The organism is Nonomuraea sp. SBT364, assembly GCF_001083785.1.
Taxonomy (GTDB): Bacteria; Actinomycetota; Actinomycetes; order Streptosporangiales; family Streptosporangiaceae; genus Nonomuraea.
Genome location: NZ_LAVL01000005.1, coordinates 50,584 through 71,908, shown reverse-complemented (window position 1 = coordinate 71,908; position 21,325 = coordinate 50,584). Strand labels below are relative to the sequence as shown.

Sequence of the window (21,325 nt, the reverse complement as noted above, 5' to 3'; positions counted from 1 at the left end):
CATGTCCGAGAACCATGATGCAATCGTCACCGACCCGAAGACGGAGGCCGCGGGAGGCTGCCCGGTCGCGCACGATCGCGCCCCGCACCCGACCCAGGGTGGCGGTAACCGCCAGTGGTGGCCGGAGCGGCTCAACCTGAGGATCCTCGCCAAGAACCCGGTCGTGGCCAACCCGTTCGGCGGCGAGTTCGACTACGCCGAGGAGTTCAAGAGCCTCGACCTCGCGGCCGTGAAGCGGGACATCGCGGAGGTGCTGACGACCTCGCAGGACTGGTGGCCGGCCGACTTCGGCCACTACGGCCCGTTCATCATCCGGATGGCCTGGCACAGCGCGGGCACGTACCGGATCAGCGACGGCCGCGGCGGCGCCGGGGCCGGCCAGCAGCGCTTCGCCCCCCTCAACAGCTGGCCGGACAACGCCAACCTCGACAAGGCCCGCCGCCTGCTGTGGCCGGTCAAGAAGAAGTACGGCCGCAAGCTCTCGTGGGCCGACCTGCTGATCCTGTCCGGCAACGTGGCCCTGGAGTCGATGGGCTTCCAGACGTTCGGCTACGGCGGCGGCCGCGAGGACGTCTGGGAGGCCGACGAGGACGTCTACTGGGGCCCCGAGTCGATCTGGCTCGGCGACCAGCGCTACACCGGCGACCGCGAGCTGGAGAACCCGCTGGCCGCGGTCCAGATGGGCCTCATCTACGTCAACCCCGAAGGCCCCAACGGCAACCCCGACCCGCTCGCCGCTGCCCGCGACATCCGTGAGACGTTCCGCCGGATGGCGATGAACGACGAGGAGACGGCCGCCCTGATCGTGGGCGGTCACACCTTCGGCAAGACCCACGGCGCGGGCCCGTCCGACCACGTCGGCCCCGACCCCGAGGCCGCCTCGATCGAGCAGCAGGGCCTGGGCTGGAGCAACAGCTTCGGCACCGGCAAGGGCGGCGACACGATCACCAGCGGCCTCGAGGGCATCTGGACGAACACGCCGACGACCTGGGACAACAGCTTCCTGGAGATCCTGTACGGGTACGAGTGGGAGCTGTTCGAGAGCCCGGCCGGGGCGCAGCAGTGGCGGCCGAAGGACGGCGCCGGCGAAGGCACCGTGCCCGACGCGCACGACCCGTCGAGGACCCACGCCCCGACGATGCTGACGACCGACCTCTCGCTCCGCTACGACCCGATCTACGAGCAGATCACGCGGCGCTGGCTGGAGCACCCCGAGGAGCTGACCGACGCCTTCGCCCGCGCGTGGTACAAGCTGACCCACCGTGACATGGGCCCCGTCGCGCGCTACCTCGGCCCGGAGGTCCCGTCCGAGACGCTGCTGTGGCAGGACCCGCTGCCCGCGCTGACGCACCAGGTCGTCGACGCCGCGGACGTCGCCTCGCTCAAGGAGCAGGTCCTGGCCTCGGGGCTGTCGGTGTCCGAGCTGGTGTCCACCGCGTGGGCGTCGGCCTCGTCCTTCCGGGGCAGCGACAAGCGCGGCGGCGCCAACGGCGCGCGCATCCGCCTGCAGCCGCAGATCGGGTGGGAGGTCAACGACCCCGACCGGCTGGCGACGGTGCTGGGCACCCTGGAGGGGATCCAGAAGGCGTTCAACGGCGCCCAGAGCGGCGGCAAGCAGATCTCGCTCGCCGACCTGATCGTGCTCGCGGGCTGCGCGGCCGTCGAGCGGGCCGCCAAGGAGGCCGGTTTCGAGGTCGTGGTCCCGTTCACGCCGGGCCGGGTGGACGCCTCGCAGGAGGAGACCGACACGGAGTCGTTCTCGGCGCTGGAGCCGACCGCCGACGGGTTCCGCAACTACCTGGGCAAGGGCAACCGCCTCCCGGCCGAGTACCTGCTGATCGACCGGGCGAACCTGCTGACGCTGAGCGCCCCCGAGATGACGGTCCTGGTCGGCGGCCTGCGCGTGCTCGGCGCGACCTATCAGCGCTCGCCGCTCGGCGTCCTCACCACCACGCCCGGGGTGCTGACCAACGACTTCTTCGTCAACCTGCTCGACCTGGGCACGACGTGGAAGGCGACGTCCGATGACGCGATCACGTTCGAGGGCCGCGACGCCGCCACGGGCGAGGTCAAGTGGACCGGCAGCCGGGCCGACCTGGTCTTCGGGTCCGACTCCGAGCTGCGCGCGGTCGCCGAGGTCTACGCGAGCGACGACGCGAAGGAGAAGTTCGTGGCCGACTTCGTCGCAGCCTGGGACAAGGTGATGAACCTCGACCGGTTCGACCTGGTCTGACGGGTCACGTCCGGGCCGGCTCGCGCCGGGCCGGTCCGGACGTGCCGCTCACCGCCTCTTCGGCTTGAAGTAGTGCGCGACCATGTAGGCGGTGACCTGCCTGCCGATCTTCGCGCCCTGCACGTCGGCGGCGCGCGTGTGGATGCCGCCCCAGATCCGGGCCTCGGTGACCTCGGCCAGCGCGTGCGAGAAGCCGCGGAAGTGCCTGGTCGTCCCCGAGTCGGCGCTGAACCCGCTGAACGGGATGTCGTCCCTGCCGAAGAAGTGCGTCAGCGCCGTCATGCCCGCCCCGCTGAAACACGTGTGCCCGGACGTGAAGTCGGGATGCGGCGGCGTGACGAGCAACGGCGTCCAGGCGGGATCGGCCACGGTCGCCGGGTTGCCGTCGCCGTCGGCCTGCCGGATCGCGGTGACCGGCCGCCAGAAGCTCCACCGCGCCTTCTCGTTGTAGCAGGCGATCGTGGCGTCGGCCTCGGCCATGCCGACCATCGCGAACATCCGCGCCGTCTGCAGCGTGCTCAGCCGCTGCGTCGTCGCGAGCTGCCGCTTGATCTCCCACTCGGCCAGGTGCCGGTCATGCCACCAGATCGCCGCCTGGGTCTGGTCGGCCGTCCGTACCGTGCTGTCCGCCGAGCCGATCGCCTTGACCTCGTCGAAGTCCCGGGCGTACTGCTCGCTGGTCAGCGCCGGCGGGCCTGACGTGCGGAACATGGACCCGCGGGGGAGGAGGAACGGCTTGAGCTCGCCGACCCAGGCCCCGTCGGACCCGAAGGCGGGCGGCGTCGGCCGCCACTGACCCGGTGCGGTCCCGGCCGCCCAGGTCTGGTCCCCGAACGCGCCGTCGTCCCGCCGCGCGGCGACCATCGCGGCGGCCGTCCGGGCGCCGACGGCGACCCCGCGCCGCTTGGCGGCGCCGTCGGGAATCGCGGCCAGCGACTCGCCGTACTGCGCCTCCAGCCTCGCCCGCTGCTCCGGGAACAGCGCGCTCAGCACCCCGAACCCGGCCGTCGCGACGGCCGCCTCCGTCGACTCGCCGCCCTTGGCGCGCGGCGCCACCAGGTACGGCTGATAAGGGGTCCCGGCGATCGCGTTCACCGCGTCGTAGACGGCGCCGTGCACCATGGCGAAGCTGCGCGCCTGCACCTGCGGCTGCTGACGGGCGACGTCCCAGATCGCGGTCTGCGCGTTCCTGTCCCAGACGACGACGGCATTCTCCGGCGTACGGGATTCCGCCGCGTGCGCGGGCGGAGCCCCGGCCGCGACGACGATCGCGACCGCCGGCCAAACGGCCTTGCGTAACGTGGGCATGCAAGCAAAGTACCCCGTCAATGATCTCCTGGACAGGACGCGATTTCGCCACGCGGGTTCGACCGGCGGTGGAGGGTTCGGGGTGGGCAGCCGCCGGTCGGCCGGTGCCAAGTTTCCGGGGCCGGTTCAACGAGATGCTCGAAGTCATGACTCTTGGCGACAACGCGGTTGAAACCGCTCCAGCGTCCTGGCGGGACCTGCTGGGTCCACGACATCTCGGGGCGGCGATCGTGCTGGCCGGCGGGGTGCTCGTCGGCGCGATCAACATCTACCTGGCCTCCAGCCTGCTGCCGACGGCGGTGGCGGACATCGGGGGCGCCGGCTTCTACGCCTGGAACATGACGTTCTACCTCGTCGCCATGGTGATCGCGACGATGCTGGTCAGCCGGGTGCTCTCCCACTGGGGGAACGTCGGCGCGTACCTGCTCGGCTTCGCCGTGTTCCTGGTCGGGTCGCTGGCCTGCGCGGTGAGCCCGGCGATGCCGGTGCTGCTGGCCGGGCGCGGCGTCCAGGGGCTCGGGGCGGGGCTGCTGTCCGGGCTCGGGTTCGCCGTCATCCACTCGGCCCTGCCCCGGCGGCTGTGGACGCGCGGGAACGCGCTGATGTCGGCCATGTACGGCGTCGGCAACTTCGCCGGGCCGGCGCTCGGAGGTTTGTTCGCGCAGCTCGGCTCGTGGCGGCTGGCGTTCGTGGCGATGGCGGTGATCGCTGCGGTGTGCGCCGCGATCGTCCCGCGCGTGCTGCCGCCCGGCGAACGCGGCACGGCGCGGGCGCCGGTCCCCGTCGTGTCGCTGGCGCTGGTCACGGCGGCCACGGCGGCCGTCAGCCTGGCGGGGGTGCTGCCCGGCACCGCGGCGATGGCGGCCGGTGTCGTGGTGGCGCTGCTGCTGGTCGCCGGGTTCGTCGCCTACGAACGGCGCAGCGAGCGGCGGGTGTTCCCGAGGACGACCTACAGGGCGGGGTCGCCGCTGAAGTGGGTGTACCTGACGATCGGGCTGCTGACCTTCGGGGTCGCGGTCGAGTCCTTCGTCCCGCTGTTCGCCCAGCAGTTGGGCGGGCTGCCTCCGCTGGCCGCCGGGCTGTTCGGCGCGGCCGTCTCGCTCGGCTGGTCGCTGACCCAGCTCGGCAGCGCCTCGGCGACCGGGAGGCGCGCGGTGCGGCGTCTGTGCGTCCTCGGGCCGCTGGTGCTGGCGCTCGGCTTCCTCGTCCAGGGGCTGTTGCAGCGGGAGGCGGCGCCCGGCTGGCTGGTGCTCGCCTGGTTGCCGGTGCTGTTCGTCGCGGGCGCCGGCATCGGGCTGGCGTACCCGCATCTGTCGGTGGCGGCGATGTCCAGCACCCGGGACCCGGCGGAGGGCAGCCCGCCGGCCGCCGCTGTCGCCACCGTGACGAGCCTGTCGATCGCGTTCGGCACGGCGGTGGCCGGAGTGCTGGTCAACGCCGGTGCCGGGTCGATGCTGGCCGCGGCACGGTACGTGCTGTTCGGGTTCGCGACCGTCTGCGCCCTCGGCGCCCTCACCGCTCGCGCCGCGAACCGTTCGGGCGGCTCGTCCCGGGCACGGTGACGTGGCGATGCGGGAATGGAAAGCTCGTGGTGTGGTGCGTGAACGAGGTCCGTCAGGGATATATGCCGCCGGTGTGCAGGTGTTCCGGTTCTATCCCGACGGTGTCGTGCTCGACGTGCTGGTGAAGCCCGCGCCGGGGCCCGCCGAGGGGCGGCTCGTCGAGACGTGGCTCCGGCGTGACCCGCTGCTCGGCGGCGTGCACCTGGCACGCTACGAGCTGTCCGGCGGCGTCGTCACGTTCACGGCGCGCGGCCACCTCCGGGACGAGGCGGTCGAGGTGCGGGGGCGGTGGAGCGGGGGCCGGCTCGTGCTCGACGGGTGGGCAGGGGTGGCGTTCCAGCGCATCTGGCCGGATTGACGCGGACCGCCCGGGACGGAGTCGAGATCGCCCGCCCCGGGCGGACGGCTGTCCACGGCTGCTCGTAGCGATAGCGTCTGATGCATGCGGCTTCATGTGGGTTGTGCGATGTGGACGCACACGCCGTGGCAGGGGCGGTTCCTCCCCCATCCGCTTCCGCAGGGGGAGCGGCTGCGGGCGTACGCGACCTGGTGCAACGCGGTGGAGGGCAACACGACCTTCTACGCGACCCCGGCCAGGAGCACGGTGGAGAGCTGGGCGGCGCAGACCGACCCGCGCTTCCGGTTCGTGGTCAAGCTGCCGAAGGCGATCACGCACGAGCGCCGCCTCGCCGGGGCGGACGAGGAGCTGGGGACGTTCCTGCACGCGATGGAGCCGCTCGGCCCCCGCGTCCACGCGCTCTGGGTGCAGGTGCCCGGGTCGTTCGGGCCGGGCGACCTGGGGGCGCTGGCCGCGTTCCTCCGGCGGCTGCCGGGTGCGTACCGGTATGCCGTCGAGGTGCGTCATCAGGCGTTCTTCGCGGACGAGCGGGCGGCCGGGCAGCTGGAGCGGGTGCTGGCGGACGCCGGGGCCGAGTGGGTGCCGTTCGACACCACGACGCTCTTCCGGAGCCCGCCGACCAGCGACGCCGAGCGTGACGCGTGGACCAAGAAGCCTCGGGTCCCGCGCCGCTCGCGGGCCCTGACCGACCGGCCGATCGTCCGTTACCTCGGCCGGGACGCCACGGATCGCACGGTCGAGGGCTGGCAGGGCTGGGTCGCCACGGTGGTCGCGTGGTTGCGTGAGGGGCGCTCGCCGACGGTCTTCGTCCACACGCCCGACAACGCCGACGCCCTGGCGCTGGCCCGCCGCTTCCACGACGAGGTCCGGGCCCGGCTCCCGGAGGTGGAGCCGCTGCCCGAGCCCATGCCCGCCGAGCCGCCGACGCTGTTCTGACCCAACAAACCTGTCCCGGCGGGCTATTCGCGGGCGGCCAGGAGGGTCACCGGCCGCCCCCGGGTAGCCGACCACGAGGTGATCACGCTGGTCGCCCCCGTGGCCAGGAACGCCACGACCACGACCGCCGCCACGAGCCCCCACGGCAGCGCCAGCGTGCCGGACCCGGTGACCGCCGACGTGGTTCCCAGCACCCCGGCGAACGAGGCGCCCGCCGCCAGGCCGCCCAGCAGCAGGGCGACAGCGGTCACCCCGAACGACTCGGTCAGGGCCAGCCGCACGACCTGGCCGCGGGTGAGGCCGGTGGCGCGGGCCTCGGCGAACTCGCGCCGTCTGGCGGCCGCCGCGATCACGCCCGAGTTCACGACGCCGATCAGCGCGTACACCGCGCCCAGCCCCATGATGACCACGAACACGGCGTTGCTGGTGGCCTGCCGGGCGGCGCCGTCGCGGGCCAGCCACGTGTCCACCTCCCAGACGGTCCCCACCTGGCCGAGCGCGGCACGTACCGCCGAGGGGTCGGCCCCCGGCCGCAGTGAGACGAAGGTGTGCGACGGCGCGTCGGCGAGGAGCGCGTCGGCGACCAGGTCGCGGGGGAGCAGCAGTTCGGCGCCGCCGGCGATGGTCGTGGGGACGGCGGCGACGACCGGCACCCGGAACGCGCCTTCGGTGAAGCGCACCTCGATGCGGTCGCCGGCCGACACCTCGTCGGCGCCCGGCCCGGCGGCCGCGGCGCGGCCGCGCAGCGCGGTGAGTGAACCGCTGCCGGGGTGGGCGAGCGTGTACGCGGCGGGGTCGACGACCAGGGCGGGCTCCACGGAGGTGTCCTGGTCCTCGCCGCTGCCGGTGGTGATGGTGACGGGCACCTCGACCTCGGTGGACGCCGCCGCGACGCCGGGCACGTCCGCGACGCGCAGCGGGCCGGTGGCCTCCACGACCAGGTCGGCCGCCGTGTGCTCGCGCTGTTCCGCCTGGGCGGCCGCGGTGAACGAGGTGCCCGCGCCCGCCTGCGCGAGCACCAGCCCGACCAGGACGATCAGGGGCCCGGCCGTGGAGGCGCTGCGCCGTACGCTGTCACGCAGGTTGGCCCTGGCGAGTTCGCCGAGCACGCTGCCGGGCCGTATCGGGAGCAGGAGGGCGGCGGCGGGGACGAGCACGGGCGCCAGCACCGTCAGGGCCAGGACGGCGGGGATGGCGGCGGTCGAGGCCATGGCCTGGCCGCCCACGGGGCCGCCGATCGGCGACAGGATGGTCAGCGTGACCGCGCCCGCGACGAACAGCAGGGCGAGCGCCCACCGGCCCGCCGTCATCACGCGGGTGGCCTCGCCGGTCTCGCGCAGCGCCTCCAGCGGCCGGACGCGGGCGGCGCGCCGGGCGGCCACCAGCACGCCGGCGACCGCCAGGCCGAGGCCCGCCCCGGCGGAGACGGCGAGGATCCAGCCGCGCCACTCCCCGGCGAAGCCGGGCGGCACGAACCCGAGCGTCACGAGCAGCCAGGACTGGAACTCCATCACCGCCAGCCCGGCCGGGACCCCGGTGATCACGCCGATCGCGCCGAGCAGGACCGCCTCGCCGAGCAGCAGCCGGCGGACGTGCCCGGGGCTGCCGCCCACCAGGCGCAGCAGGGCCAGGTCGCGGCGGCGCTGGGCGACGGTGAACGCGAACGTCGAGCTGATGACGAACACCGCCAGCAGCACCGAGAACGCCAGCACCAGGGCGATGACCGCGATCGACGCCTCGGCGTGCATCGCGAACCGCATCCGGTCACCGGCGCCCAGTCCGGCCGGCGGGTCGAGGGTCGCGGCCGAGATCAGGAGCAGCAGCGAGGACTGGACCAGCGCGACGCCGAGGCAGACCGCCAGCGCGGCCCCGACGAACAGCGTCCAGCGCTCCAGGAACCCGGCCCAGCTCATCCGCAGCATGTCAGTGCTCCAGTTCCACGAGACGGTCGGCGACCGTGCGGGCGTCGGGCCCGGTGAGGCGGTCGGCGACGCGGCCGTCGCGCAGGAACACCACGGCGTCCGCGCGGGCCGCGGCGGCCGGGTCGTGCGTGACCATGACGATGGTCTGGCCCTGGTCGGCCATGGAACGCATCAGGTCCAGGACGGTGCGGGCGGCGGTGGAGTCGAGCGCGCCGGTGGGCTCGTCGGCGAAGAGCACGTCGGGCCTGGTGACCATGGCGCGGGCGATGGCGACGCGCTGCTGCTGGCCGCCGGACAGCTCGCGCGGCCGGTGCCGGGCGCGGTCGCCCAGGCCGACGGCGGCCAGCACGCCGAGCACGTCAGCGCGGGGCGGGCGGCGGCCCGCGAGTTTCAGCGGCAGCGCGACGTTCTGCTCGGCGGTGAGCGAGCCGATCAGGTTGAAGCTCTGGAAGACCATGCCGATGCGGGTCCTGCGCAGCGCCGTCAGCTCGGCCTCGCTCGCGCGGGCCAGGTCGACGTCGCCGAGGAGCACCTGCCCGGAGTCCACCTGTTCCAGGCCGGCGGCGCAGTTCAGCAGGGTGGACTTGCCCGAGCCCGAGGGGCCCATCACGGCCGTCCAGGTGCCGGGCGCGAAGGCCAGGTCGACGCCGTCGACGGCGCGCACGGCGGCGGGCCCGGCGCCGTAGGTGCGGCTGACTCCGCGCAACGAGACCGCGGCGGCAGTGGTGGTGGTGAGGGTCATACGACGAACGTACGGATCCGCCGGGACGCGCCCCATGCCGTACGCCGCCGAACCGGGGGTGGGGCCAGCACTACCTCCGGGATTTCGGATGCCCGTTATGTGGGATGTACCGGGGGAGGGCTAGGGAAGCGAGGAGTGCGATGAAGGCTGTCCAGTTCGCCGGCCAGGGGAGCATGCCCGAGGTCGTCACGGTGCCCGATCCCGAGCCCGGACCCGGTGAGGTGCTGCTCAGGGTCAAGGCGTCGGGGATGTGCCACTCGGACATCGCGGTGATCGAGAACCCGCTGCTCGTCGGCGGCAGCCTGCCGCTGATCCTGGGGCACGAGGGCGCGGGGACCGTGGCGGCGCTCGGCCACGGGGTGACGGGCGTCGAGGTGGGGCAGGACATGGTCGTGTACGGGCCGTGGGGGTGCGGGACCTGCCACAACTGCTCCCGGGGCGCCGAGAACTACTGCACCCGCGCCCAGGAGCTCGCCATCAAGCCCCCCGGCCTGGGCGCGCCGGGCGCGATGGCCGAGTACATGATCGTCGACGACGTCCGGCACCTGGTCCCGGTGGACGGGCTGGACCTGGCCGAGGCGGCGCCGCTGACCGACGCGGGGCTCACGCCGTACCACGCGATCAAGCGGAGCCTGGGCAAGCTGCTGCCGGGCAGCACTGCGGTGGTCATCGGGACGGGCGGGCTGGGCCACATGGCGGTCCAGATCCTGCGGGCGACGAGCGCCACGCGGGTGATCGCGCTGGACATCAGCGAGGAGAAGCTGGAGCTGGCCAGGGAGATCGGCGCGCACGAGACGGTGATCTCCGACGAGGCCGCCGCGGGCCGGGTGCGGGAGCTGACCGGCGGGCTGGGGGCCGACCTGGTGCTGGACTTCGTCGGCATCCAGCCCACCGTCACCCTGGCGGGCGCGTGCGCGGGGATGTGCTCGGACGTGACCATCGTCGGGGTGGCCGACGGGCGGCTGCCCGTCGGGTTCGGCAGCAGCCCGTTCGAGATGGCGGTCGCCGCGCCCTACTGGGGCGGCCGGGACGAGCTCATCGAGGTGCTGGCGCTGGCCCGGTCCGGCGCCATCGGCGTGCACGTGGAGGCGCACCCGCTGGACGAGGCGCCGCGCACGTACCAGCGGTTGCACGACAACGAGATCGTCGGGCGGGCCGTCATCGTCCCGTGAGGTCCCGCAGGTCGTGGCTGATCCGCATGGAGCAGAACCTGGGCCCGCACATCGAGCAGAAGTGCGCGTTCTTGGCCGGTTCGGCGGGCAGCGTCTCGTCGTGGAAGGCACGCGCGGTGCCCGGGTCGAGCGACAGGTCGAACTGGTCCTCCCAGCGGAACTCGAACCGGGCGTCCGACAGCGCGTCGTCCCACGCCTGGGCCTGCGGGTGCCCCTTGGCCAGGTCGGCCGCGTGCGCCGCGATCTTGTACGTGATCACGCCGGTCTTGACGTCGTCCCTGTTGGGCAGGCCGAGGTGCTCCTTCGGGGTGACGTAACAGAGCATGGCGGTGCCGAACCAGCCGATCATGGCCGCGCCGATGCCCGAGGTGATGTGGTCGTAGCCGGGGGCGATGTCGGTGACCAGGGGGCCGAGCGTGTAGAAGGGGGCGTCGTCGCAGAGCTCGCGTTGCAGGTCGACGTTCTCCTTGATCTTGTGCATGGGCACGTGGCCGGGGCCCTCGATCATCACCTGGACGTCGTGGTCGCGGGCGATCCTGGTCAGTTCGCCCAGCGTGCGCAGCTCGGCGAACTGCGCCTCGTCGTTGGCGTCGGCGATCGAGCCCGGGCGCAGGCCGTCGCCCAGCGAGAACGACACGTCGTAGGCGGCGAAGATCTCGCACATCTCGGCGAAGCGCTCGTACAGGAAGCTCTCGCGCCGGTGCGCCATGCACCAGGCGGCCATGATCGAGCCGCCCCGGGAGACGATGCCGGTCTTGCGGCCGGCGGTCAGCGGGACGAACGCGCGGCGCACGCCGGCGTGCACGGTCATGTAGTCGACGCCCTGCTCGCACTGCTCGATCAGCGTCTCGCGGAACACCTCCCACGACAGCTCGGCCGCCTGCCCGCCGACCTTCTCCAGCGCCTGGTAGAGGGGCACGGTGCCGACCGGGACGGGGGAGTTGCGGATGATCCGCTCGCGGGTGGCGTGGATGTCGCGGCCGGTGGACAGGTCCATGATCGTGTCGGCGCCCCACCGGGTGGCCCAGGTCATCTTCTCGACCTCCTCCTCGATCGAGGAGGTGACGGCGGAGTTGCCGATGTTCGCGTTGATCTTCACGAGGAAGTTGCGGCCGATGATCATCGGCTCGGTCTCGGGATGGTTGACGTTGGCGGGGATGATGGCCCGGCCCGCGGCCACCTCCTGCCGGACGAACTCCGGCTCGACGCCCTCCCGGACCGCAACGAACTCCATCTCGGGCGTGATCGTGCCGACCCGCGCGCAGCCGACCTGGGTGACGGGCCCGCCGGCGCGGGCCCGGATCCACTCCGCGCGCCTCGGCGCCAGCCCGCGGGCCAGGTCGAGCGTGACCGACGGGTCGGTGTACGGGCCCGAGGTGTCGTAGAGGCGGACGCGTTCGCCGTTGGAGAGTTTGATCTCGCGCATCGGCACCCGGAGATCTCCGGTGTAGACCTTGGAAAAACGCGCGTCGCTCATCGCGCAACTCCCTTCGCCGGCATTACCCGGAGCAGGTTCTGGCGGTCGGCGGCTGGTGTAGCCGTCCTCTCAGCCCGGTCGTACCGGGCTCCCGCGTTGGACCCGGTCAACGTAACCCGGCAAAGAAAGGCGGCGCAAGATCGGCCGAATTAGTGGTGGCCGTTATCCGTCAATCGAGGCCGAGTTCCCGGCGCGCGCGGGCGTAGCGGCGGGCGGGTGTGAGGGAGCCGGCGGACCAGGGCAGGATCTCGGGGACGCGGCGGCCCGCGTTCATGAGCAGGCTCTGGGCGCGCGTGTGGTGCCCGCCGTAGTAGAAGGCGGCGCCGAACAGGTGCATCGCCTCCACGGACCGGGGGTGCGGACGCGGCCTGGCGTGCCAGGTGTTCACCGCGTCGATCAGCTCCTCGGCCACGTACGGGTCGCGGAAGTGCGCCTCGAGCACCTCCTGGGCGTCCCGGCCGGAGGCGGCGATCTCGCTCCAGGCGACCTCGAAGTGGGCCAGCGGCAGCATCGCCGTGACGAGGTCGCCGGGGCTCGCGGTGGCCGCGGCGGTGCGGGCGAAGGCCAGCACCTCCTCGTCCGAGCCGTGCCACTTGCCGCACAGGGCCTGGGTCCGGGTGTAGTGACCGGCGAACAGGCGGGGCGCGCGGGCGGTCACCTCGGCCCAGAGGCGGTCCAGTTCGTCCCGGTCCAGGCCCAGGCCCATGGCGTGCCACTGGAGGGCGTCCCAGGGCACCGGGTCGTCGGGGAGCGCCCCGGCGGCCCGGCGCAGCGGTTCGGCGGCGGTGTCCAGCAGCTCGTGGAAGCGGCCGGTGGCGTCGTCGCGCAGCTCCCAGGCGTGCTGCACCCGGGTCGCGCCCAGCCACAGCAGCGCGTCGGGGTCGTCGCCGGCCAGCCGCTCCAGCGCGTCGAGATGCGCCTCGGCCGCCGTCGCCAGCTCGGTGACGCGCAGGGCGCGCAGTTCGTGGTCGTGGCGGGCCTGCCTGACGAGGTCCAGGCCGTGCTCCAGACGCCCGACCCGGACGCGGCGCAGCGCCGCCTCCAGCGCGGGGTCGTGCCACGCCCTGCCCACCCGCATGCGGGACGTCTTCTCCAGGACGAAGGCGGCGGCGCGGAACACTTTGACCGGGATCACGGCTGATGGATATCGCGAAGTGTCGTGCTCGCGCAATGAGAAATACGCCATGCCCGGCTATTGAGGTTATTAAGCTGCGGTTTTATGGCATGACAATTGCTGTGGGCCTTTTCTGATCTGTGCACTTTTCCGTGGAACGATGCTCCTGATCATGCCGATGATCGGGTATGGACAGTGTTCCGCTCGGCAACAGCCCGCTGTTCGCCAGCACGGATCTCGACGAGGTGCGGGAGCAGGTCGGACGGGTGTTCTGCCCGCACCGGCTGGACGTGACCGGTGACGCCGGGCTGCTGGCGGCGCGGTTCAACTCGGCGCAGCTCGGCTCCGTACGGGTCAGCTATCTGGACTACGGCGCCGAGGTGCGCATCGAGCCGGGCGAGCTGGAGTCGTTCTACCTGGTGCAGATCCCGCTCGCAGGGCGGAGCCTGATCCGGTGCGGCGGCCAGGAGATCGTCTCCACGCCGGGGCTGGCGTCGCTGCCGTCGCCGACCGAGCGGCTCGACATGCGCTGGGGCGCGCACTGCCCGCAGCTGATCGTCAAGTTCGACAGGACCGCCGTGGAGGACGCGGTGGGGCAGTTGCTCGGCGAGCCGCTCGACCAGCCGGTGGTGTTCGACCTCGGCGTGGATCTGACCGGCGGCTGGGGGCAGGGCTGGCGGGCGATGGCCGGGCTGCTGGTGAGCGCCGCCGAGTCCGGCGGCGCGCAGCCGCTGGCGGCCGCCCATCTGGAGAACGCCCTGCTGTTCAGCCTCATCACCACGCAACCGTCCAACTACCTGGCCAGGCTGACCACGCCCCGGCCGGCCGCGGTGCCCAAGGTGGTGCGGCGGGCGATGGCGTTCATGGACGAGCACGCCCATCTGCCGATCACCACCGGCGACGTGGCGCGGGCCGTGGCCGTGAGCGTCCGCTCCCTCCAGGAAGGCTTCCGCGCCCACCTGGGGCTCACCCCGATGGCGCACCTGCGGGACGTGCGGCTGGCCCGGGTGCACGCCGAGCTGCTGGCGGGCGACCCGGCCCGGTGCACGGTGACCACGGTGGCCGCCCGCTGGGGCTTCCTCCACCAGGGCCGTTTCGCCGCCGCCTACCGCGACAGGTACGGCCGCGCCCCCTCGGTGACGCTGCGGCTGAGCTGAACTCCGCGTCCAGCGGACGGGATCCGCGCTCAGCGGATGGCTCGGGCGGGGGCCGGAAAATTACCGTTCTGGCATGCGAAAGATTCTGATCGTCGGCGCCGGGCAGTCGGGACTGCACCTGGCGCTCGGGCTGCTCAAGAACGGTTACGACGTCACCGTGGTGTCCAACCGGACCCCGGACGACATCCGCGATGGCCGGGTCATGTCGGGCCAGGCCATGTTCGGCACCACGCTGGGACACGAGCGCGCGCTCGGCCTGGACCACTGGCCGCACTGCCCGCCCATCGACGGCATCCAGTTCGCCGTGCCGGGCCCGGACGGCGGCAAGGCGATCGGCTGGGCCGCCCGGCTGCACGAGCCCGCCCGCTCCGTCGACCAGCGGGTCAAGATGCCCGCCTGGCTGGCCGAGGTCGAGGAGCTCGGCGGCAGGGTCGAGATCCACGACGTGACCCCCGCCGACCTGGAGACCTACGCCGCCTCGTACGACCTGGTCCTGGTGGCCGCGGGCAAGGGGAAGATCGCCTCGCTGTTCGAGCGGGACGCGTCCAGGTCACCGTACGACGCGCCGCAGCGAGCCCTCGCGGTCACCTACGTCAACGGCCTCGAACCTCGGCCGGAGCACTCCGCGGTCTGCTTCAACCTGATCCCGGGCGTAGGCGAGTACTTCGTCTTCCCCGCGCTCGCCGCCTCCGGCCCGTGCGAGATCATGGTGTTCGAGGGCGTCCCCGGTGGCCCCATGGACTGCTGGGACGACGTGCGCACCCCCGCCGAGCACCTGGCCAGGAGCCGTTCGATCCTGGAGAAGTTCCTGCCCTGGGAGGCGGCCCGGTGCGGCGGCGTCGAGCTGACCGACGCGCGCGGCACCCTGACCGGCCGGTTCGCGCCGACCGTGCGGCGGCCGGTCGCCGTGCTGCCCACCGGCGCCCCGGTGCTCGGCGTCGCCGACGTGGTGGTGCTCAACGACCCCATCACCGGCCAGGGCGCCGGCAACGCCGCCCGGTGCGCCGCCGCCTACCTCGACGCGATCCTGGAGCACGGCGACCGGCCGTTCGACCAGGTCTGGATGGAGCGCACCTTCGACCGCTTCTGGGAGCAGGCGCGGCACGTCACCGACTGGACCAACGCGCTCCTGGGCCCGCCTCCGCCCCACGTGCTGGAGATCCTGGGCGCCGCCGGTTCGCTGCCCGAGGTGGCCTCGCGTTTCGTCAACGGCTTCGACGACCCGTCGGACCTCGCCGGCTGGTTCATGGACCCGGACGGCGCGCGGCGGTATCTGGCCGAGGTGTCGTCATGAGGGCGCTGCGCGACGCGCTCGGCCGCTACGCCACCGGGGTGGCCGTGGTGACGACCGCCCTGCCCGGGGAGCGGGCCGGGATCACGGTGAACTCCTTCGCCTCGGTCTCCCTCGACCCGGCCCTGGTGCTGTGGTGCCTGTCGAGCCGGGCGCCGAGCGCGCCGGCGTTCCTGCGGGCCGGGACGTTCGGGGTGAACGTGCTGGCCGCCGGGCAGGAGGACCTGTCGCGGCGGTTCAGCAGGCCGGCGCCGGACAAGTTCGACGGTGTGGCGACCCGGCTGACGCCCACGGGCCTGCCGGCGCTGGCCGGCGCCCTGGCGTTCTTCGCATGCCGCACGGTGAGCGCGCAGGAGGCGGGCGATCACCTGGTGATGGTGGGGGAGGTCGAGCACTTCGAGTGGCGGGAGGGCGATCCGCTGGTCTTCCACGGGGGCCGCTATCGGGAGCTGTGCGCCATGGACGACGCGCTGGCGCGGATCGGCGCCTGACCGGTCAGACGGCGCAGAGCTCCGGCTCGGCGGGGGCGGGATCGTCGAGGCCATCGTCGAGGCCATGGAGCAGGATCGCGGCCAGCTCGCGACGCTGGACGCTGGTGAGGGTCATGGGGAGCACGATCGGCATCAGCTCGATCGCCCCGGCCGGCAGCTCCCGGACATGGCAGGGCAGGAGGGAGAAGGTGTGAACCACCCGCTCACTATCGCAGGCGGCACCGACAAGATCAGCCGGTTTTACCCGCCTCTGACGACAGCCGCTCGTGGAAGGGGCGACGCCGGAGCGCGTCGACGGCGGCCTGCAGGACGTCCGCGAGCGGCATCGGCAGCTCGGCGTCCAGGACGCGCACCGCGCGCTCGGTGGCGGCCCATTCGGCCTCGATGAGCGGCAGCGCCTGCCGGGTCCGGTCGGTCAGGTGGACGATGCGGCGGCGGGCGTCGGCGCCCTTGGTCAGGGTGACCCAGCCGGCGCGGCGCATCTGCTCGACGGTCTGGCTGGCGGCCGAATGGGTGACGCCGGTGGCGTCGGCGAGGTCGCGGATGGCCATCGGACCGCCGGCCGTCAGGGCGCGCACGATGGGGGAGAAGCGCGGCCGGTATCCCTCCAGGCCCTGGTCGGCGTAGGTGTCGGCGATCGCGGAGTCCATCAGGTCGTGAAGGTGGCGCAACAGCGTGCCGAGGGTGGCGGTCATGGGGCTAATATAACAGCGCTGTTAGATCTTCGGGAGGAGCGCGACCATGTACCCGCGAAGCAAGCCGTACGACCAGGGCATGCTCGCCGTCGGCGACGGCAACCTGGTCCACTGGGAGGTGAGCGGCAACCCGGCCGGCAAGCCCGCCGTCGTGGTGCACGGCGGCCCGGGGTCCGGGGCCGGGCCGGGCTGGCGCAGGTTCTTCGACCCGGAGGCGTACCGGTTGATCCTGTTCGACCAGCGGGGATGCGGGCGAAGCACGCCCGACGCCGCCGACCCGGACACCGACCTGTCCGTCAACACGACGGATCACCTGCTGGCCGACATGGAGCTGCTGCGCGAGCACCTGGGCGTCGACCGGTGGCAGCTCTTCGGCGGCTCCTGGGGCACGACCCTGGGCCTGGCGTACGCCGTGCGGCACCCGGACCGCGTCACCGAGGTGATCATGTCGGGCATCGCCACCACGCGGCGGCACGAGGTGGACTGGATCACCCGGGGCGTCCGGCGCTACTTCCCCGAGGAGTGGGAGCGCTTCCGCGACGGTGTGCCGGAGAAGGACCGCGACGGCGACCTCGCCGACGCCTACGCGCGCCTGCTCGCCGACCCCGACCCGGCCGTGCGCGACCGGGCGGCCCGCGACTGGTGCCGCTGGGAGGACACACACGTACGGGTCAGCGCCGACCACGAGCCCGACCCGCGCTACGAGGACGACAGGTTCCGGATGCGGTTCGCCCGGCTGGTGACCCACTACTGGCGGCACGCCGCCTGGCTGCCGGACGACGAGCTCATCACCGGCGTCGAGCGGCTGGGACACGTCCCCGGCGTCCTGGTGCACGGCCGGGTCGACCTCAGCACGCCCCTCCAGTCGGCGTGGGACCTGTCACGGGCGTGGCCGGGCTGCGAGCTGGTCGTGGTCGAAGGAACCGGCCACTCCAACGGCGGCCTCGGCGAACCCCTGGTGGCCGCCACCGACCGCTTCGCCCGTTAACGCTCGTCGTCCTCGTCGACCAGGCTGTCGAGAGCTCGGGTGACGGCGTCGCCCAGCGGGCGGAAGGCCTGGGTGAGGGCGTCGGCCAGCGGCGCGAAGATGTCGGTGACCTCGCGCAGGAGGTCGTCGCCCTTGTTCTCGGGAGGCGCCCAGCGCATCGCGTCGGCGCTCAGCGTCTCCCACTCGTCGACGACGCCGTCGATGGCGTCGAGCACGTGGTCGGGATCTCTCGGCATGACGTTCTCCAAGAGAGGGAAACTGGTCCTACCACGGTAACCCGCTAGGCGGGGATCGACACCCCGACCCCGCCCCGGGTCTGCCCGCCGTACCTCTCACGCTCGGCGGCCAGGTCCAGCGGCCGGATGCCGGCACGGGCCGCGAGCAGGGCGTCGTCGACGAACGCGGCGGGCACCAGCCAGGAGACCTCGAACTCCAGCCCGTCCGGGTCGCGGGCGTACAGGGCCTTGGTGGTGGCGTGGTCGGAGGCGCCGACGAGGGCGCCGAGCTCGCTCAGCTTCCCGGAGATCCGCTCCAGCTCGTCGAGCGTGTCGACCTCCCACGCCAGGTGGTAGAGGCCGACGGCGGATCGCCCGGCGGGGGACGGACCGGCGGCCGGGCCGATCTGGAACAGGCCCAGGTCGTGGTCGTTGGTCGACCCCGCCGCCTGCAGGAACGCCGCGCCCGGCATGCCCATGACGACCTCGAAGCCGAGCGCCTCGCGGTAGAAGGCGACGCTGCGCTCGACGTCCCTGACGTACAGGACGGCGTGGTTGAGCCGCTGAACCGGCATGACGTCCCCCCTTCTTCATCAAAAATTATATGAGGCGTCAACTAAGCCGACGCGGTCGCCGGAGCGCGAAAACTGTCGGAGGCACCCCGTAGGGTCTACGGCGGTAGCCGAGTGAGGAGACGGGGATGCGTGAGACGGAAGAGGCGCTGTTCAGGGTGGTCCACGCGATCGCGGGGCGGCTGGCCGGCCAGCCCGTGCCCGTGGTGATGGACGCGCTGGCGCGGCAGCTCCCTCCCGCCCCCGGCATCAACCTGGCGGAGATCCGGCGCATCGCCGAGGAGATCAGCGTCGGCCGCGACCCGTCAGGGCTGTGACGGCACCTGTTCCCGCATCCCCCACGGCGAGCCGTACTCCTCCAGCAGGTCAAGGAACGGGCGGGCCGGAAACGCCTCGGGCCCGAGCACGCCGGTGCCCTTCCACGCGCCGCCGGCCAGCAGTTCCAGCGCGACGACCGGGTTGACGGCGGTCTGCCAGACGACGGCCTGCGAGCCGTACTCGCGCATCGACCACTGGTTGTCGACCACGTGATAGAGGTAGACCTCGCGCGGTGACCCGTCGCTGACGCCCTTCACCCAGGTCCCGGCGCAGGTCTTGCCGTGCATCCGCTCGCCCAGCCCGGCCGGGTCGGGCAGCACGGCGGCCACCAGGTCGCGGGGCGAGACGCGGGCCGGGCCGTGGGCGGTCGGCACGGTCACCGGTTCGGTGCGGTCCAGGCCGAGCGCGTGCAGGGTCTTGAGCTTGGCGATGAAGTCCTCGCCGAGCCCGTACTTGAAGGTGACGCGCCCGGCGTCGACCCAGCGGGGCACCAGCAGCACCTCCTCGTGCTCGACGTTCACGCACTCCACCGGGCCGATGCCCTCGGGGAAGTCGAACACCTCGGGCTCGCTGAACGGCTCGGTGGTGTACCAGCCTCGGTCCTGCTCGTAGATGAGCGGCGGGTTGAGGCACTCCTCGATCGTCGTCCAGATGGAGAACGACGGCGCGAACTCGTAGCCGTCCACGGTGAGGTTGGCGCCGTCGCGGATGCCGATCTCCTCGATCTCGTCGAAGAGCTCGTCGGCGGCGTAGCGGGCGAAGACGTCGGCGAGCCCCGGCTCGACGCCCATCCCGACGAGCGCGAGCCGCCCGGCGTCCGTCCACGCGCCGGCGCGGGCGAACTGCTCGTCGCCGAGCTTGACCCCCGCCTTCTCGTACGGCCGCTCCGGGTGCGGCCTCGACATGGACATCGCCATGTCCAGATAGTCGACGCCCGCGGCCAGCGCCGCCTCGAACAGCGGCATCACGAAGCGCGGGTCGGTGGCGTTGAGCAGCACGTCGCAACGGTGCTCACGGATCAGGTCGATGACCGCGGCCTGGTCGGAGGCGTCGGCTCGCACCGCGGTGAAGCGGCGCGGATCCAGCGGCGCGACGGCCGCCGAGGCGCGGGACAGGTCGTAGTCAGCGACCACCATATGGTCGAAGAACGAGCGACGGGTGGCGATCCGGGTGACGGCGGTCCCGACACCGCCGGCGCCCATGAGCAGAACACGCATGACAACTCTCCCCATTCGGTGTCCTCCCAGGAAAGGGCAGTAGGCTCATCAACGTCAATGGCGTTGGCATAAGGATCGACATGGTCAAGCGAGTGGTCCCCGACGCGGCCCGGCAGCGGCGCCGCCCCACCAAGGAAGGTCAGGTCCTCACCCACGACCTCATCGTCGACACGGCCCTGCGCATGCTGCGCGAGCACGGCGCGGCCGGGCTCACCGCCCGCAGGCTCGGCCTGGCCCTGGGCGCGGACGCGAGCACGATCTACCGTTACTTCCGCGGCATGGACGACCTCACGCTGGCCATCGCCGACGAGTTGTTCGCCCATGCCCTGACCGGCTGGCGAGCCTCCGGCGACTGGCGCGACGACCTGCGCAGTCTCGGGCTGAGCATCTACGACGCCTACCTGGCCCATCCGCAGGCGGCGGTCCTCACGGCCAGCCGGGTGGCGGGCCGGCCGCACGAGGTGGCGGTGGACGAGACGATCCTGGCGATCCTCCGCACGGCGGGCTTCCCCGACCCCGACGCGGTCCGGATCTATCACGCCTTCATCGACCAGGCCCTCGCCTTCGCCGTGCTGGACGCGGCCACCCTCGCGCTGCCGCCGGCCACGCGCGCGGCGGACGAACAGGTCTGGCAGGCCACCTACGCCCGCCTGCCCTCCACCACGCACCCCCACATCGCCGCCACGGCCCACCTGCTGGTCGCCAACATGAACGACAGCGCATACCCGGCCGCCCTGGACATGCTCCTGTCGAGCGCCACGGCCCACCTGGCATCGCTCTAGGGGACGCCTCAGGGACGGCTAGGGGGGCAGCCCCGATGCCGGAACACCCCCTCCGGGCGAAGGATGGGGCCATGTCCGCAGTCAAGAAGGCTTATCCGCTCGTCGCATGCGCGGCGATCGTGTTCGCGGTGGCCGGGGTGGTGGCGGGGCAACTCGGCCCCGACCCGCACCTGGACCCGCTGAACGTGACCGTCAGCGAGTACGCCGTGGCCGATCGCGGGGGCGTCACGGAAGTCGCGATGGCGGTCATGGCCCTGGGGTCGCTGGCGTTGCTGGCGGGGCTGCGGGCGGTGGGGGCACCGGTCAGGGGGATGCCGGAGCGGCTGATGCTGGTGTGGTCGGGGGCGCTGTTCGTCGCGGCGGTCATCCCGACCACACCGCTCGGCACGGACCTGACGGTGGCCGCGCAGGTCCACCGGTACGTGTCGGTCGCGGCGTTCGTGGCACTGCCGGCGGCGGGGGCGCTGCTGGTGCCGAGGCTGGCCGCGGACCCGGTGTGGAAGCCGGTGGCCAGGACGGTCGAGTGGCTGACGCTGGCGGGCGGCCTGGGGCTGCTGGCGATCACGTACGTGGCGCTGCCCGGCGAGCGGGTGATGATCGGGCTCGTGGAGCGGGTGCTGCTGGGGGCCGAGGTGGCGCTGCTCGCGGTGCTGGCGGGCTGGCTGTTGCGCGTGGTATGGCTGGGTACCCGTGTTAATTTCCCGACATATCACAGATTTATCGCTAGTCGATCTTAAAACCGTGTCTTTCGGTGCTATTCTCTCCCGCGATCTTC

General features: G+C 72.6%; 22 protein-coding genes and 1 riboswitch. Of the genes, 12 read left to right on the top strand and 10 right to left on the bottom strand.

Annotated features, from left to right (window positions below; all coding sequences use genetic code 11):
* The first annotated feature begins 1 nt into the window (after position 1).
* A complete protein-coding gene (gene katG / locus ADY59_RS04300; protein ID WP_049557860.1) occupies positions 2 to 2,233 on the top strand; it encodes a catalase/peroxidase HPI in 2,232 nt (743 codons plus the stop codon).
* Positions 2,234 to 2,281: 48 nt separating this feature from the next.
* Here the strand turns inward: katG and ADY59_RS04295 are convergent, their stop codons facing one another.
* The gene (locus ADY59_RS04295) at positions 2,282 to 3,541 is read right to left on the bottom strand and encodes a vanadium-dependent haloperoxidase (protein ID WP_049557857.1); all 1,260 of its coding nucleotides are present in this window, start codon (positions 3,539 to 3,541) and stop codon (positions 2,282 to 2,284) included.
* A 146-nt stretch (positions 3,542 to 3,687) separates the two neighbouring features.
* Here ADY59_RS04295 and ADY59_RS04290 point away from each other — a divergent pair, with 146 nt between their 5' ends.
* The 3 genes from ADY59_RS04290 to ADY59_RS04280 all read left to right on the top strand — a co-directional run bounded on the left by ADY59_RS04290 (position 3,688) and on the right by ADY59_RS04280 (position 6,397).
* Entirely contained in the window at positions 3,688 to 5,103 is a 1,416-nt protein-coding gene (locus ADY59_RS04290) for an MFS transporter (RefSeq protein WP_049558097.1), read from the top strand.
* Between the two features lie 73 nt (positions 5,104 to 5,176).
* Positions 5,177 to 5,461 (top strand): hypothetical protein, encoded by a 285-nt coding sequence (locus tag ADY59_RS04285; RefSeq protein ID WP_049557855.1) that lies wholly within the window; start codon positions 5,177 to 5,179, stop codon positions 5,459 to 5,461.
* A gap of 84 nt (positions 5,462 to 5,545) precedes the next feature.
* Entirely contained in the window at positions 5,546 to 6,397 is an 852-nt protein-coding gene (locus ADY59_RS04280; RefSeq protein ID WP_049557853.1) for a DUF72 domain-containing protein, read from the top strand.
* 23 nt (positions 6,398 to 6,420) lie between these two features.
* Here ADY59_RS04280 and ADY59_RS04275 read toward each other — a convergent pair whose 3' ends face one another.
* Entirely contained in the window at positions 6,421 to 8,319 is a 1,899-nt protein-coding gene (locus ADY59_RS04275; protein ID WP_049557852.1) for an FtsX-like permease family protein, read from the bottom strand.
* Between the two features lies 1 nt (position 8,320).
* Positions 8,321 to 9,061 (bottom strand): ABC transporter ATP-binding protein, encoded by a 741-nt coding sequence (locus ADY59_RS04270; protein WP_049557850.1) that lies wholly within the window; start codon positions 9,059 to 9,061, stop codon positions 8,321 to 8,323.
* 140 nt (positions 9,062 to 9,201) lie between these two features.
* Here ADY59_RS04270 and ADY59_RS04265 point away from each other — a divergent pair, with 140 nt between their 5' ends.
* A complete protein-coding gene (locus tag ADY59_RS04265; protein WP_049557848.1) occupies positions 9,202 to 10,233 on the top strand; it encodes an NAD(P)-dependent alcohol dehydrogenase in 1,032 nt (343 codons plus the stop codon).
* Here the strand turns inward: ADY59_RS04265 and thiC are convergent.
* Together thiC and ADY59_RS04255 are read right to left on the bottom strand one after the other, a co-directional pair.
* Positions 10,220 to 11,710 (bottom strand): phosphomethylpyrimidine synthase ThiC, encoded by a 1,491-nt coding sequence (thiC, locus tag ADY59_RS04260; RefSeq protein WP_082309846.1) that lies wholly within the window; start codon positions 11,708 to 11,710, stop codon positions 10,220 to 10,222. The genes ADY59_RS04265 and thiC overlap by 14 nt on opposite strands.
* A riboswitch (TPP riboswitch) is annotated at positions 11,702 to 11,815 on the bottom strand. Its footprint overlaps the gene before it by 9 nt.
* Before the next feature lie 64 nt (positions 11,816 to 11,879).
* Positions 11,880 to 12,845 (bottom strand): hypothetical protein, encoded by a 966-nt coding sequence (locus ADY59_RS04255; protein WP_049557845.1) that lies wholly within the window; start codon positions 12,843 to 12,845, stop codon positions 11,880 to 11,882.
* Positions 12,846 to 13,012: 167 nt separating this feature from the next.
* Between ADY59_RS04255 and ADY59_RS04250 the strand changes: the two genes are divergently transcribed.
* The 3 genes from ADY59_RS04250 to ADY59_RS51040 all read left to right on the top strand — a co-directional run bounded on the left by ADY59_RS04250 (position 13,013) and on the right by ADY59_RS51040 (position 15,763).
* Positions 13,013 to 13,981, top strand: a complete 969-nt coding sequence (locus ADY59_RS04250; protein ID WP_049557843.1) for an AraC family transcriptional regulator — start codon at positions 13,013 to 13,015, stop codon at positions 13,979 to 13,981.
* Positions 13,982 to 14,054: 73 nt separating this feature from the next.
* Positions 14,055 to 15,275 carry a styrene monooxygenase/indole monooxygenase family protein gene (locus ADY59_RS04245; protein ID WP_049557841.1) on the top strand — a complete coding sequence of 407 codons (1,221 nt, stop codon included), beginning with the start codon at positions 14,055 to 14,057 and terminating at the stop codon, positions 15,273 to 15,275.
* Positions 15,272 to 15,763, top strand: coding sequence for a flavin reductase family protein (locus ADY59_RS51040; RefSeq protein WP_049557840.1), 492 nt, complete (start codon positions 15,272 to 15,274; stop codon positions 15,761 to 15,763). Before ADY59_RS04245 ends, ADY59_RS51040 begins: the two co-directional genes overlap by 4 nt.
* Positions 15,764 to 15,767: 4 nt before the next feature.
* Here ADY59_RS51040 and ADY59_RS04235 read toward each other — a convergent pair whose 3' ends face one another.
* Both ADY59_RS04235 and ADY59_RS04230 read right to left on the bottom strand, forming a co-directional pair.
* The gene (locus ADY59_RS04235) at positions 15,768 to 15,962 is read right to left on the bottom strand and encodes a hypothetical protein (RefSeq protein ID WP_049557839.1); all 195 of its coding nucleotides are present in this window, start codon (positions 15,960 to 15,962) and stop codon (positions 15,768 to 15,770) included.
* 31 nt (positions 15,963 to 15,993) lie between these two features.
* Positions 15,994 to 16,458, bottom strand: coding sequence for a MarR family winged helix-turn-helix transcriptional regulator (locus ADY59_RS04230; protein WP_049557835.1), 465 nt, complete (start codon positions 16,456 to 16,458; stop codon positions 15,994 to 15,996).
* A gap of 46 nt (positions 16,459 to 16,504) precedes the next feature.
* Between ADY59_RS04230 and pip the strand changes: the two genes are divergently transcribed.
* The gene (gene pip / locus ADY59_RS04225) at positions 16,505 to 17,446 is read left to right on the top strand and encodes a prolyl aminopeptidase (protein ID WP_049557833.1); all 942 of its coding nucleotides are present in this window, start codon (positions 16,505 to 16,507) and stop codon (positions 17,444 to 17,446) included.
* On the opposite strand, the gene ADY59_RS04220 is transcribed toward pip, so the two are convergent.
* Together ADY59_RS04220 and ADY59_RS04215 are read right to left on the bottom strand one after the other, a co-directional pair.
* Positions 17,443 to 17,682, bottom strand: coding sequence for a hypothetical protein (locus tag ADY59_RS04220; protein ID WP_156325284.1), 240 nt, complete (start codon positions 17,680 to 17,682; stop codon positions 17,443 to 17,445). The two genes, pip and ADY59_RS04220, sit on opposite strands and share 4 nt — an antisense overlap.
* Before the next feature lie 44 nt (positions 17,683 to 17,726).
* Positions 17,727 to 18,236, bottom strand: coding sequence for a VOC family protein (locus tag ADY59_RS04215; RefSeq protein WP_049557828.1), 510 nt, complete (start codon positions 18,234 to 18,236; stop codon positions 17,727 to 17,729).
* A 125-nt stretch (positions 18,237 to 18,361) separates the two neighbouring features.
* On the opposite strand from ADY59_RS04215, the gene ADY59_RS04210 reads away from it, so the two are divergent.
* On the top strand, positions 18,362 to 18,550 hold the full coding sequence (locus ADY59_RS04210) for a hypothetical protein (RefSeq protein ID WP_049557825.1): 189 nt from the start codon (positions 18,362 to 18,364) through the stop codon (positions 18,548 to 18,550).
* On the opposite strand, the gene ADY59_RS04205 is transcribed toward ADY59_RS04210, so the two are convergent.
* The gene (locus ADY59_RS04205) at positions 18,539 to 19,768 is read right to left on the bottom strand and encodes a saccharopine dehydrogenase family protein (protein ID WP_049557822.1); all 1,230 of its coding nucleotides are present in this window, start codon (positions 19,766 to 19,768) and stop codon (positions 18,539 to 18,541) included. The two genes, ADY59_RS04210 and ADY59_RS04205, sit on opposite strands and share 12 nt — an antisense overlap.
* 80 nt (positions 19,769 to 19,848) lie before the next feature.
* Here ADY59_RS04205 and ADY59_RS04200 point away from each other — a divergent pair, with 80 nt between their 5' ends.
* A complete protein-coding gene (locus ADY59_RS04200; protein ID WP_049557819.1) occupies positions 19,849 to 20,550 on the top strand; it encodes a TetR/AcrR family transcriptional regulator in 702 nt (233 codons plus the stop codon).
* A 71-nt stretch (positions 20,551 to 20,621) separates the two neighbouring features.
* Positions 20,622 to 21,287, top strand: coding sequence for a DUF998 domain-containing protein (locus ADY59_RS04195; RefSeq protein ID WP_049557817.1), 666 nt, complete (start codon positions 20,622 to 20,624; stop codon positions 21,285 to 21,287).
* The last annotated feature ends 38 nt before the right edge of the window (positions 21,288 to 21,325 follow it).